Source organism: Neobacillus vireti (assembly GCF_036962465.1).
Lineage (GTDB): Bacteria > Bacillota > Bacilli > Bacillales > Cytobacillaceae > Neobacillus > Neobacillus vireti_B.
The window spans coordinates 1-12274 of sequence record NZ_JBALNF010000034.1; the positions used below are offsets into that span (position 1 = coordinate 1).

Sequence of the window (12274 nt, forward strand, 5' to 3'; positions counted from 1 at the left end):
CCTCTTATCTGTCGTAGACACGCACTCGCTCCTGCTTCAGCGGTTATGAAACGCTCTTATTCATTAAGTTCATGCTTCTTTGGACCACGTTCACACAAAAAGCAGATGCAACACCCGCATCTGCTCACCCAAGATAAGATTTAATTTTTTCAAGTAAATAAGGGACAGAATGAAACGCATAAATCGCTTCCTGGACCTCGCCATTACGAATAATCAACAGGCAGGGTACACTCTCAATTGCAAAATTCTTCGCTAAATCCGGATAAAAATTCAAGTTCATTTTTCCAATCTGCACATCCACAAGCTCCCCGACAATTTGAAGCATTCGAGACGCTACCTGACAAGTGCCGCATAGAGGGGTATAAAAATATAACAGACCGATTTCCTCACGGTCGAGGAAATCAGCCAATTCAGTTCGATTCCATTCATTCATACACATTAACTCATTTCTAAAAACTCAGCATGTACATCAATATTAGCCCCTAATAGGACCATTGCCAGGTGGTGTTCAGGTGCCGTTGCTACCTCCCGATACATCCGGTCAATATACAAATGCTCCGCATGGGGAAATTCACGCTTAAATCGTTTGCGAAGCTTCTCGCCTGAATCATCTGCATCAACGAGGATATAGACATCCTTATCCTCTAGAAACTCAATCAATTCCTCTAGTTTAGAATGACTGATTGTTCCATTTGTGCAAATAATCTCCACAGGTTCCTTCACAATATTCTTAACCTTGTTTTTATCGGATTTTCCTTCGACAATAAGAACTTTGTCAACATACGAATCATTCATATCCCATCACCTGTAATATAAAGTTGTTTATGTTAACATATTCTAAAATACTGATTTCGTGTACCATCTTGTTAGTAAGTTAACTATAACATGATTGTCCGCGAAGAAATAGGTATTTGCTTGAAGTTATGTTAACACCATCCACCATCATCACAGTCGGTATACTTAGCATTCGGCTGTTCAGTTACGGTGACATGCTGATAAATTTTTTGCTGTTCTGCCTCAAAGTGATGATCCAATTCGACTTGCATCTGATCAGAAAGCTTTATTTTCCCTATTGCTGTATTTTCAAGAAACAGTTCCAGTTCGCCATTCTTTAATTTTCCAACCACTCGGTCAGTTACATCAATCTTTTGCTGCTTTAATGTCATTCCTTCCACCCTCTTCGATATGGTTTAAGTTTAGTCTGTCCCGGCCGTACAAGAAAAGGAGTGGAAATTTAAGAGAAAAAGCACCCATAAATAGGGTGCTTAAAAAAATTAGTCTTCTTTTATCATTTCTTCATATTGCTCAGCCGACATTAACTTGTCTACTTCACTTACATCTGAAGGCTCAATCACAATCATCCATGCCTTTTCATATGGGGATTCATTGACAAACTCAGGGTTGTCACCCAAATCCTCGTTAACCTCAACCACTTTACCACTAACAGGTGCATAAAGCTCAGAAACCGTTTTAACAGATTCTACACTGCCAAATGGTTCGTCAGCTGATACATCGGCACCAACCTCTGGAAGTTCAACGAAAACGATATCGCCTAGTTCATGCTGTGCAAAGTCAGTAATCCCAACGCGGACCTTCTCTCCTTCAACCTTTACCCATTCATGTTCTTCAGAATAACGTAATTCTTTTGGTAAACTCATTTGAAAAATCCCTCCAGTTTTTTAGTAACATGCATTAACTACTCAAAGCCAAGTTTTTTCAAACTCTTCTTCCTTAAAACCAACGGTAACACGCTCGCCATCCGTCAGAATTGGCCTTTTGATTAACATCCCATCCGATGACAGTAAATCAAGCAGTTCACCCTCTGTTGCCGTCTTCATTTTATCTTTAATTCCTAATTCACGATACTTTAAACCGCTTGTATTAAAAAATTTCTTTAATTCCAAGCCGCTTTTTTGATAGTATTCCTGCAGTTGCTCGCGTGATGGGGGCTGCTCAACAATATGTACTTCTTCATAGGAAAGATGATGGGCATCGAGCCATTTCTTCGCGTTTCGACATGTGCCGCATTTGGGATACCAGTAAAAGGTTAAAGCCAATCGTTTCACCACCCTATCCTTTTCATTCATAAAAAGTTTATCATATGACCTTGCAAAATCCTAATGGACCGCACGCCTAATAGGTAAAATTCGACACCTTTTGTATATTTTCCTTCTCGCTAATAAAATATAATAAAGCCCCTTCAAAATGAAGGGGCTCCTGAATCGTTAAACTGTATAACGTTCTGCTTCAATCACTACGTCAGCAGCTGCCCGTTTTTTGGCAATCACGTTGATTGGCTGGTGGCGTGTGAATTTGCGAAGCGAGGTTAACATCATTCGAAGCGTATCGCCTTGTTCAATCGCTACAAGCGATTCCTTAGCAGTTGCTTCAATTTCATTAAAGGCCTCTTGGCAGAAAATTTGGGTATAGAGAAGTTTTTGTTGATTCTTATCTAGTCCGCCATTGGCAATTGCTTTTTCTGTACGGAGTACAACGGATTCCATAGCGTAGACATTCGAAACGATATCTGCAATATTAGCTAAGATCTCTTGCTCACTTTCTAATGCCTTACCAAATTTTTGAGCTGCTAAACCAGATGCCAATAAGGCAATCTTTTTGGCATTTCTCACGAGGTATTTTTCTTGTGCTAACGGCTCATCACCCGGCTCTTCTGGCATTAACATCATTAATTCTTCTTGCAGTGCTAGAGCTTTTTGGAAAAGTGGGAGTTCACCTTTTAATGCCTTTTTCACAAGTGTTCCCGGAACTAGAAGCCGGTTAATTTCATTGGTTCCTTCAAATATCCGGTTAATGCGCGCATCACGATAAGCTCTTTCAATAGGATATTCCTGCATGAAGCCATAGCCGCCATGAATTTGTACCCCTTCATCAACTACATAGGATAAAACTTCACTTGCAAAGAATTTGTTTACTGAGCATTCAATTGCATATTCAGCGATCGCATTTGCTACTTTTTTAAGATCCTTTGCTTCATCTGTAGTCAGTTTTCCTTGATTTTCTTCGTATAAACCAATCGTACGATAGACTGAACTTTCAGCGGCATAGATTTTGGATGCCATCGTGCCAAACTTCTCTTTTGTTAAGTTAAATTGTGAAATCGCTGTTTTAAACTGTTTACGGCCATTAGCATATTTAACCGTCATATCAAAGGCTTTCTTAGAACCGCCCACACCGCCGACTGCCAATTTGTAACGGCCGATGTTTAAGATGTTAAAGGCAATGACATGACCTTTTCCGAACTCACCTAATAGATTTTCAACAGGAACCGCTACATCCTCTAAAATCAAGGTACGAGTAGATGAGCTCTTGATGCCCATTTTCTTTTCTTCGGCACCAGTTGATACCCCCGGAAAGTCTCTTTCTACAATGAATGCAGTAAAGTGCTCGCCATCAATTTTTGCATATACGACAAATACATCCGCAAAACCGGCATTCGTGATCCACTGCTTTTCACCATTCAAGATATAATGTGTTCCAGCTGCATTTAGTTTTGCTGTCGTTCTCGCACCCAAGGCATCCGATCCTGAGCCTGGCTCTGTTAAGGCATAGGCGGCAATCTTTTCGCCCGATGCAAGGGCAGGTAAATGTTTTGTCTTCTGCTCATCATTCCCGAATAACACAATTGGCAGGGAACCAATGCCGACATGTGCTCCATATGAAAGGGAGAATCCGCCTGCACCCGCCATTTTTTCAGTAATTAAAGATGAAGTAATCTTATCTAAGCCCAAACCCTCAAACTCTTCGGGAACGTCAACAGCTAATAGACCAAGCTCACCCATTTTCTTTAACAGTTTTACAGTACGGTCAAATTCATGGTTTTCTAAATGCTCAATCTGTGGAACCACTTCTTTTTCTACAAAGTCCGCAGCAGTCTGCGCAATCATTAAATGCTCTTCATTAAAATCTTCTGGTGTAAATATATCTTGAAAGGAAAGATCCTCAATTAAAAAGCTTCCGCCTTTGACAACTTTTTTTGTTTCAGTCATTAAAATTCCTCCTATTCTTTTATTACAATAATTCAAACACTCCGGCTGCACCCATTCCGCCGCCAATACACATCGTCACAACACCAAATTGTTCATTGCGTCGTTTTAACTCGTGAATTAGGGAGAGAGTTAATTTTGCTCCTGTACAGCCTAGCGGATGTCCAAGGGCAATGGCACCTCCGTTTACATTGACAATCTCTTCATTTAGACCAAGCTCCCGGATGACTTGCAAGGATTGGGAGGCAAACGCTTCATTTAATTCAAACAAATTAATATCTGACAACTCCAAACCAGCTAGCTTAACTGCCTTTGGTATCGCGACAACAGGTCCGACCCCCATAATTTCTGGCGGGACGCCGCCCACGGCAAACGATCTGAATTTAGCTAACGGCTTTAGACCAAGTGCTTCCGCTTTCTCCCGGTCCATGACCATAAGTGCGGCAGCTCCGTCACTTGTTTGCGAGGCATTACCCGCTGTTACAGAACCAGTTACAGAAAAAGCCGGACGAAGCTTGGCAAGTGTCTCTAAATTGGTATCCGGGCGAACCCCTTCGTCCATGGAGAATTGAACTGTTTTTTCAACAAGTTTATTATCATTTCCAACCGTACGAATCGTTACGTCTACAGGGACAATTTCATCAACGAATTTTCCTTCTGCTATAGCTTTTGCGGCCCGCTGATGGCTTCTGACCGCAAATGCATCTTGGTCTTCACGGGAAATACCATACTTTTGGGCAACCTGCTCCGCTGTATGACCCATTCCCATGTAATATTGCGGTGCCGTTTCCGCAAGTTTTATATTAGGTCTGACGACATGCCCCATCATTGGAATCATGCTCATTGATTCCGCACCGCCGGCAATCGCTGTATCCGTATGCCCTAGCATTATTCCTTGTGCGGCATAGGCAATCGCCTGCAATCCGGATGAACAGAAACGATTAACGGTAATCGCAGGAACTGTATAGGGAAGACCTGCCAATGCCCCGATATTGCGGGCCATATTGTTTCCTTGTTCCGCTTCGGGCATCGCACAGCCAATGATTAAATCATCAATATTACCTTCATAATTTCCGGCACGCTTTAAAGTTTCTTTTACTACCAATGCTCCTAAGTCATCAGGACGAACAGTAGCAAGCGTTCCTTTCTTTGCCTTACCAACCGGGGTCCTTGCCCCGGCAACAATCACTGCTTCTCTCATGGAATCTCCCTCACTTTCTCTTAATCTAGTATTAGTTTCTTAACGGTTTCCCTTTTACGAGCATGTGCTGCATGCGCTGCTGTGATTTTGGCTCGGCAATCAGACTTAAGAAAGCCTCTCTTTCTAAATCTAAGAGATATTGCTCATCAACTTCTGTTCCAAATGGGACGCGGCCGCCCGCAATGACATAGGCAATCTTCTTAGCAATTTTTAAATCATGCTCCGAAATATAACCGGATAAACGCATCGCTTCTGCCCCTAGAAGTAAGGTGGCATAGCCTGTTTCGCCCACGACCGGAACTTTCCGGCGAACTCTCGGTTTAAATCCTTGCTCATGTAAGGCAAGCACAGCCTGTTTGGCATCATAAATGAGATGATCACCGTTAAAACTAATGCCATCAGATGAACTTAAGAAATTATTTTCTCGTGCTTCTGCTGCGGATGTAGAAACTTTTGCGGTGGCAATCGTTTCGAACACTTTATTGGCGACATTTTGCAAATCAAATGGTACTCCGTTTGGCAGGTTCTCTAAGTGCTTCATATAAAGTTCCTTGTTGCCGCCTCCCCCTGGAAGAAGACCAACTCCTACCTCAACAAGACCCATGTACGTTTCCGAGGATGCTTGAATATGGGCTGCCGGCAGACAAACCTCTGCACCGCCGCCAAGTGTCATGCCAAATGGAGCGGCTACGACCGGCTTCGAGCTGTATTTCACCTTTAACAAGGCACTATGAAGGTGGCGGACGATCATATCTAACTCATAAATATTGTCATCCTGCACTTCCATTAACATCATCGCGAGGTTTGCCCCAACGCAGAAGTTTTTACCTTGGTTGCCGATGACCAATCCTTTATAATTTTTCTCGACTTCATCGACTGCAAAATTAATCATTTGAACAATATCGAGACCAATCGCATTGTTAGGTGAGTGGAATTCGAGTAGTGCAACCCCGTCACCGATATCGATTAAACTCGCGCCGCTGTTCTTTTTAATAACACCCTTTTGTTTCTTTATTTTTTTCAAGTCAATCGCTTTTGGATTCGTTTCGACAAGGCGATATTGACCATTATGATAGTAGAACTGCTCGCCATTTTCTTCTAAGTAGAAGGAGGTATGACCTTTTTCAAGCATGTCAGTAATCCAGGCAGGTACTTCAACGCCGCTGCTTTTCAGCTTTTGTACTGACTTTTCCACACCAATGCTATCCCAGGCTTCAAATGGCCCCATGTCCCAGCCAAAGCCCCATTTCATCGCCCGGTCAATCGCCACGATATCATCCGCAATCACCCCTAGCAGCTGTGCAGCGTAAACGAACGATTCCGTGAATGTTTTCCATAAAAATTGACCAGCCTTGTCATTTGCATATACAAGCGCTTTCAATTTATTGGCTGTGCCTTTTTCCTGCTTAGCCAATTCGACGGCTGGGGTTGTTAATTTTTTACGCGGCCCATATTCTAATGTAGCAGGATCTAACTCCAGTATTTCTTTCCCCTTTTTCAAAAAGAACCCTTGACCTGACTTGCTGCCGAGCCAGCCTTTTTCGACCATGGTCTTAAGAAAGGCAGGAATTTCAAAGACTTCTTTCTCTTTGCCTTCTACTTGTTCATAAACATTACCGGCCACATGATAAAAGGTATCTAGTCCGACGACATCAAGTGTCCGGAAGGTGGCACTTTTTGCCCGGCCGATTAATGGGCCAGTGATGGAATCAACTTCGCCGACACTTAGTCCAGCCTTTATCATTTCCCTAACGGTGACAAGGAGCCCATATGTACCAATCCGATTGGCAATAAAGTTGGGGGTATCCTTAGCAATTACGACGCCTTTCCCTAATACATCCTCACCAAACGTTTTCATGAATGAAAGTACTTCTGGCGACGTATATTGAGTTGGGATGACTTCAAGTAATTTTAAATAACGCGGTGGATTAAAGAAGTGTGTTCCTAAGAAGTGCTTTTTAAAATCTTCGGAGCGTCCTTCCACCATTGCTTCGACTGAGATTCCAGAGGTATTTGAGCTGACAATGCTGCCAGGTTTGCGGTATTGATCGACTTTTTCAAAAACCTGCTTCTTTACGTTAAGGTTTTCAACGACTACTTCAATGATCCAGTCAACGTCCTTCAGTTTCACTAAATCGTCTTCGAGGTTACCTGCTTCAATGAGGGCGAGATTCTTTTTAGAGGTGAGTGGTGCAGGCTTTTGTTTTAATAATTTTTGGATATTTTGTGCACTAATCCGATTCCGAACAGGTTTATCTGCAATAGTAAGCCCCTTGGCTTCCTCTTCTTTTGTTAATTCCTTTGGCACAATATCCAATAATAGTGTTGGGATTCCGATATTTGCTAAGTGAGCTGCGATTCCAGACCCCATTACTCCTGATCCAAGGACAGCAGCTTTTTTAATCAATTGGTTCAATATTGTCTCCCCCTTCAACTTTGAATGAATACTCATTCATTTTTATTCCAAAAAAAATACCATCTGAATGAGTCTTGCTACTAATTAATATAAAATATTTCGAAAATTTGTGCAATCATTAAACGCGGAATTTTAAATTTTTTTTAAACCCAATTTTCGACTACATATTTTTAAATGGCTGGGCATCCTATTTATGAGGTGATAATGATGGCAAAAATGAAAAAGAATCCTTCCAAAGCTGGGGTAAGCGCGGCAAGTGTGAAGGGCAATGCCGGACCAGGAAATGAAGAAGCCAGCATTGATAAAAGAAACAGCCAGAATAGCCAATACAAGCGCTAGGCTGGTTTAGTGTTTTTTACTTTATTATGGCTGTATGATAATTGGGTTTATTACAAATGCTAAGAACGATCTTTTTATTATCTATTCAGGAGGTGAATGAACATGAAGACCTTATCACGAATTGCCTTAGTTTTAGTGATTATCGGCGCCATTAACTGGGGACTAATTGGGTTATTTCAATTTGATTTAGTAGCAGCCCTTTTTGGCGGGCAAGATTCAGCTTTATCTAGAATTATTTATAGTCTTGTTGGACTTAGCGGGCTTGCTTGTCTTCCGCTATTATTTGCTCCATTGGGCGAGTCCAAAACAGATACAACCCGTCAAAACTACGGCCAGCCTAATTATGCAACAGAGTTTGGCGAAGAGAATGATATGACTGATATTAATAACCAAGCTAAACAATCTGACACTCAATCAAGCCAGACTTACAAGCCTACAGATAGCAATCAATCTGATGACCAAATGTAAGCAAAACGGCCATGTCACCCGCATGGCCGTTTTTATTATTTCTTTGCTTTTCGATGCTGCTCATTTAGCTGTTTTATTTCGAGACTGATTTGTTTTATTTCTTCTTTGGCCTCGGGGTACAGTTCATTCCAGTGCTTCGCTAGGGCTGGCATGGACTTGGCAATATGTGAGTATAAAGCCCATGTCTTAATTTTTTCTTTTGTTCCTTCCTTGCTTTCGCCAACGAGTAGCTCACTATATTTTTCGAGTAATGCTTCAAACTGAGCAGTAAATTCCTTCTCCATCTTGACACCTTCCATCCATGCTATTTGCGTTACGTAAAGAGCAGGTTTTGTACCGCTTTTTCCTGTTTGTAACTGTTTATTACATTTTACCATATTTGTTGGTAGACAGGGGGTTGGCTTAGTTTCGATTAATTCCGCGGACTTGGACGTTATTTCCGTAAATAGTTGGATTTTTTCCGTGAACTTCGGGATTTTTTCCGTATCTTTTTATGTTTTTTCCGCGAACTTTTGAAATAATTCCGCGAACGGTACTTTGATTTGAGATGTGATCCGTTAATTCCGCGGACTTAAACGTTATTTCCGTTAAAAGTTGGATTTTTTCCGTGAACTTCGGGATTATTTCCGTACCTTTGTATGTTTTTTCCGCGAACTTTCGAAATAATTCCGTGAACGGTACTTTGATTTGANNTTCCGTGAACTTCGGGATTATTTCCGTACCTTTGTATGTTTTTTCCGCGAACTTTTGAAATAATTCCGCGAACCCGATCCGGACTGCTAAACATAGCAAAAAAAAGAGCGAACCAATGCCGCTCTTTTTATGCTGAAGTAGAAAACATATACTTTTTATAATGATAACGAATTGAGAAAATCAATCCCAATCCCATCATATTCCCCATCAAGGCACTTCCCCCGTAGCTGATAAAAGGCAGCGGGATACCCGTAATCGGCAGTACACCAATTGTCATGCCGATGTTCTGGAACACGTGGAAGGTAATCATACTGATGACACCAACACAAATATACGTATAAAAATTGTTCTTTGTTTCCATACCAACCTTCGTAATATGGTAAATAAGTAGGAAAAATAAGCTGATTAACACACTAGATCCGATAAAGCCATATTCCTCACCAACGACACTAAAAATAAAGTCCGTTTGGCTTTCAGGTAAATAAACTTCACGGTTTCCAAAACCTTTACCGCCTGTTTGACCGGAGCCGATGGCTAGCAAGGACTTCGTCAGCTGATAAGCATCCGTCCCCTCATAACTATACGGATCAAGCCAAGAGTAAATCCGGCGAAGCTGATATTCACCAACTCCCAGATACTTTTCCAATACATCCGGGCTCCAAAGAACAAAATAAAATATCGTACCAATTAAGATAATACCGAACGCAAATATCGGCACCAAAATTTTCCATGAAATCCCCGAAATAAAAATCATGCCAATTAAAATAGCCAAGAAAACTAGCGAGGTCCCTAAATCTTGTTTAATGATCATACCCAATGGAACCATCGTGACAATGCCCATTTTTATTAACAGCCAAAAATCAGTTTGCAGTGTTTTTACTGGATTTTTCAAATGATGTTGATCAACAACACGGGAAAGGCCAAGGATAATAAAAATTTTAACAAACTCAGAAGGCTGAATCGAGCCTACCCCTGGAAGTACAAACCAGTTTTTTGCTCCATTAATGACCGGAGCAATACTTGCTGGTGCGACAATTAAAAAAGCTAGCAAAAAAATACCAAACCCGTATGCGTACCAGGTTAATTTTTTCAATTGGTCTGAGTCAAGGGTCATCACCATGGCAATAATACCGCCCCCAACAACATACCAGACGATTTGCTTGATTAGAAAATTCTCCTTATACTGTCCGCTTGCCTGGGCACTGTATATCGCTAAACAGCTCGCTAGAAAAAGCAAGATTAATATAAAAACAAGGCTGTAATCAAGTTTTGAAGTTGTATTGCTTTTTGAAGTCATATTGGTACCACCTTACAAAAAACTTGTCCATTCCTCCATTATATTTTGAAAAACGACAAATCTCAACTTATAACCGGCTGCTGGTTTTATTTACATGATTTGAAAATAGATCTTTCGAACCTCTTCCGCCATCCACTCTAAATTACTTGGGACTTGTGGAATACCATACCCAATATATAAAGGGGTAGTCACAAACCGGGAGACTACTTTTGCATAAATTTTATCATCCAAATGATGAAAAAAGATATTATAGCTTGTTGCTTTAAAAGGAAAATGATTCAAAATGTAGTGGACCGCCTTTTGAATATATTCCGCGAATTCCTCCCTGTATCCGGAATCCTCCATTTCAACATTAAATTCATAAAAGCCCACGCGCGGCTTTGTCGACAAGGTAAACCGGACACCATGGTTCTCGGCAATGAGGAGACCTTCAAACATCTCATGTGACGATTTTTCCCGATAATCAATGTCATGCAAACCGACAATCTGCATATGCGGGTGGGCGATAGTCCCTCCTGAAAGTGGACCATGATTTTTGAAAAAAATAACCGATCGGTAATGGCCCGATTTTTCCATTTCTAACCAAGCATGAAGGCCAAACCGAATCAAACGATGGAGATGCTCTTTGGAATAGGTGGAGAGTTCGCCATGGCAATCGTCTGTTTCTATTAATACGGTTTGATAAGTATTTTCCAGGACAGGATATTTATTTTTCAAGAGAATGATCGGGCCGTCGACAGCAATGAGGTCGGTCAACTGATCTCTTTCACAAAATGGACATGCCTGTTCTTTGTTTCGAATATTTTCTGGCTTTTTGACCCCAATAGACGTATTAAAATGAAGATGAGAATTTTCCAAAATACGTTTCTCCTCTCAGGCAAGTATAATCCTATTTTATGGGAGAAGACGTTCGGTTTGCACTTATTTTGATTTCATATATCAATCTTTTATTTAACACTTCCTAAAATGGAAGAGGATTTCATGAAATCATTCTTTCCTGCATATTCATTAGTGTACAGGCTTAGATCACTTTAGAATGAGAGGGAGCGTATGTTAACAAAACTGGAAGCATTAATCCTCGGAATTATTCAAGGTTTAACTGAATTTTTGCCCATCAGCAGTACAGGACATCTTTACTTAGGAAGAAATTTATTCGGCCTTCAAGAAGCGGGCCTATTGCTTGATACCATGCTGCATGTCGGGACCTTATTGGCTGTATTTGTTTTTTATAAAGCTGAGTTTATCAAAATACTTAGGAATCCGTTTAGCAAATTAACCTTTTTGTTAATTGTGGGAACGATTCCTGCCGTTGTATTTGGGCTTGCTTTTAAGGATTATATTGATGAAATCTCGAAAACAGGTGTGACGATTGGCTGGGAATTTCTAATGACGGGATTATTTCTGTGGCTTGCCGATTCAGCTAAAAATGGATATAAAAAAATGGATGATATCGGCTATAAGGATGCCTTCATCATTGGTACCTTTCAGGCGGTTGCGATTATGCCAGCCATATCACGCTCGGGGATGACCATTGTTGCCGCACTTTGGCGCAAATTAGACCGGGAAACTGCCGCTTACTTTTCTTTTCTTTTATCAACGCCAGCGATTGCCGGCGCAATTGTCCTGCAGACTAAGGATTTACTCGAAGGCCAAGGCGAAACCATCACCTTATCAGCATTACTTGTGGGGATCATAGCTTCTGCCCTCTTCGGCTACGTTGCCGTTAGATGGATGATTAGCTATTTAAAAAAGCATTCGTTAAAGCCCTTTGCGATTTATGTTTGGGCATTAGGGATTCTTGTTTTATTCTTTCAATTTACAGGTAAATTTTAAAAGCAGGCTGTGTTAATCTTGAA

Annotated in this window: 14 protein-coding genes; 3 read left to right on the plus strand and 11 right to left on the minus strand. The window is 41.1% G+C overall.

The annotated features are described in order from the left end of the window. Positions 1–124 precede the first annotated feature (124 nt). The 8 genes from V7077_RS15655 to V7077_RS15690 form a co-directional block, all read right to left on the minus strand. Positions 125–433, minus strand: a complete 309-nt coding sequence (locus V7077_RS15655) for a thioredoxin family protein (protein ID WP_335503547.1) — start codon at positions 431–433, stop codon at positions 125–127. A 5-nt stretch (positions 434–438) separates the two neighbouring features. Further along, positions 439–795, minus strand: coding sequence for a toprim domain-containing protein (locus V7077_RS15660; protein WP_235741025.1), 357 nt, complete (start codon positions 793–795; stop codon positions 439–441). 131 nt (positions 796–926) lie between these two features. After that, positions 927–1166 (minus strand): YusG family protein, encoded by a 240-nt coding sequence (locus V7077_RS15665; RefSeq protein WP_215045151.1) that lies wholly within the window; start codon positions 1164–1166, stop codon positions 927–929. Between the two features lie 108 nt (positions 1167–1274). Further along, on the minus strand, positions 1275–1658 hold the full coding sequence (gene gcvH / locus V7077_RS15670; RefSeq protein ID WP_335503554.1) for a glycine cleavage system protein GcvH: 384 nt from the start codon (positions 1656–1658) through the stop codon (positions 1275–1277). A 42-nt stretch (positions 1659–1700) separates the two neighbouring features. Continuing rightward, the gene (locus V7077_RS15675) at positions 1701–2057 is read right to left on the minus strand and encodes an arsenate reductase family protein (protein WP_335503557.1); all 357 of its coding nucleotides are present in this window, start codon (positions 2055–2057) and stop codon (positions 1701–1703) included. 168 nt (positions 2058–2225) lie between these two features. Beyond that, positions 2226–4007: an acyl-CoA dehydrogenase family protein gene (locus V7077_RS15680; protein WP_335503560.1), complete on the minus strand. Its 1782-nt coding sequence runs from the start codon at positions 4005–4007 to the stop codon at positions 2226–2228. 22 nt (positions 4008–4029) lie between these two features. Beyond that, the gene (locus V7077_RS15685) at positions 4030–5205 is read right to left on the minus strand and encodes an acetyl-CoA C-acetyltransferase (RefSeq protein ID WP_235741030.1); all 1176 of its coding nucleotides are present in this window, start codon (positions 5203–5205) and stop codon (positions 4030–4032) included. A 31-nt stretch (positions 5206–5236) separates the two neighbouring features. Continuing rightward, entirely contained in the window at positions 5237–7621 is a 2385-nt protein-coding gene (locus tag V7077_RS15690) for a 3-hydroxyacyl-CoA dehydrogenase/enoyl-CoA hydratase family protein (RefSeq protein WP_335503564.1), read from the minus strand. Positions 7622–7828: 207 nt separating this feature from the next. Between V7077_RS15690 and V7077_RS15695 the strand changes: the two genes are divergently transcribed. Together V7077_RS15695 and V7077_RS15700 are read left to right on the plus strand one after the other, a co-directional pair. After that, complete coding sequence (locus V7077_RS15695; RefSeq protein ID WP_215045145.1) at positions 7829–7960, plus strand: YuzL family protein; 132 nt, start codon at positions 7829–7831, stop codon at positions 7958–7960. 102 nt (positions 7961–8062) lie between these two features. Beyond that, positions 8063–8428, plus strand: a complete 366-nt coding sequence (locus V7077_RS15700) for a DUF378 domain-containing protein (protein WP_335503567.1) — start codon at positions 8063–8065, stop codon at positions 8426–8428. Positions 8429–8463: 35 nt separating this feature from the next. Here the strand turns inward: V7077_RS15700 and V7077_RS15705 are convergent, their stop codons facing one another. The 3 genes from V7077_RS15705 to V7077_RS15715 all read right to left on the minus strand — a co-directional run bounded on the left by V7077_RS15705 (position 8464) and on the right by V7077_RS15715 (position 11276). After that, positions 8464–8712: a DUF2573 family protein gene (locus V7077_RS15705; RefSeq protein ID WP_335503570.1), complete on the minus strand. Its 249-nt coding sequence runs from the start codon at positions 8710–8712 to the stop codon at positions 8464–8466. A gap of 536 nt (positions 8713–9248) precedes the next feature. Further along, positions 9249–10418, minus strand: a complete 1170-nt coding sequence (locus tag V7077_RS15710; protein ID WP_335503575.1) for an FtsW/RodA/SpoVE family cell cycle protein — start codon at positions 10416–10418, stop codon at positions 9249–9251. A gap of 90 nt (positions 10419–10508) precedes the next feature. Then, positions 10509–11276: a DUF4931 domain-containing protein gene (locus V7077_RS15715; RefSeq protein WP_335503578.1), complete on the minus strand. Its 768-nt coding sequence runs from the start codon at positions 11274–11276 to the stop codon at positions 10509–10511. 192 nt (positions 11277–11468) lie between these two features. Between V7077_RS15715 and V7077_RS15720 the strand changes: the two genes are divergently transcribed. Further along, positions 11469–12251, plus strand: coding sequence for an undecaprenyl-diphosphate phosphatase (locus tag V7077_RS15720; RefSeq protein ID WP_335503581.1), 783 nt, complete (start codon positions 11469–11471; stop codon positions 12249–12251). Positions 12252–12274: the final 23 nt, after the last annotated feature.

Excerpts from the sequence above, each read along its gene's own strand:
- V7077_RS15655 (WP_335503547.1), bottom strand. The coding sequence starts at position 433 with ATGAATGAATGGAATCGAACTGAATTGGCTGATTTCCTCGACCGTGAG.
- V7077_RS15660 (WP_235741025.1), bottom strand. The coding sequence starts at position 795 with ATGAATGATTCGTATGTTGACAAAGTTCTTATTGTCGAAGGAAAATCC.
- V7077_RS15665 (WP_215045151.1), bottom strand. The coding sequence starts at position 1,166 with ATGACATTAAAGCAGCAAAAGATTGATGTAACTGACCGAGTGGTTGGA.
- gcvH (WP_335503554.1), bottom strand. The coding sequence starts at position 1,658 with ATGAGTTTACCAAAAGAATTACGTTATTCTGAAGAACATGAATGGGTA.
- V7077_RS15680 (WP_335503560.1), bottom strand. The coding sequence starts at position 4,007 with ATGACTGAAACAAAAAAAGTTGTCAAAGGCGGAAGCTTTTTAATTGAG.
- V7077_RS15685 (WP_235741030.1), bottom strand. The coding sequence starts at position 5,205 with ATGAGAGAAGCAGTGATTGTTGCCGGGGCAAGGACCCCGGTTGGTAAG.
- V7077_RS15695 (WP_215045145.1), top strand. The coding sequence starts at position 7,829 with ATGGCAAAAATGAAAAAGAATCCTTCCAAAGCTGGGGTAAGCGCGGCA.
- V7077_RS15700 (WP_335503567.1), top strand. The coding sequence starts at position 8,063 with ATGAAGACCTTATCACGAATTGCCTTAGTTTTAGTGATTATCGGCGCC.
- V7077_RS15705 (WP_335503570.1), bottom strand. The coding sequence starts at position 8,712 with ATGGAGAAGGAATTTACTGCTCAGTTTGAAGCATTACTCGAAAAATAT.
- V7077_RS15710 (WP_335503575.1), bottom strand. The coding sequence starts at position 10,418 with ATGACTTCAAAAAGCAATACAACTTCAAAACTTGATTACAGCCTTGTT.
- V7077_RS15720 (WP_335503581.1), top strand. The coding sequence starts at position 11,469 with ATGTTAACAAAACTGGAAGCATTAATCCTCGGAATTATTCAAGGTTTA.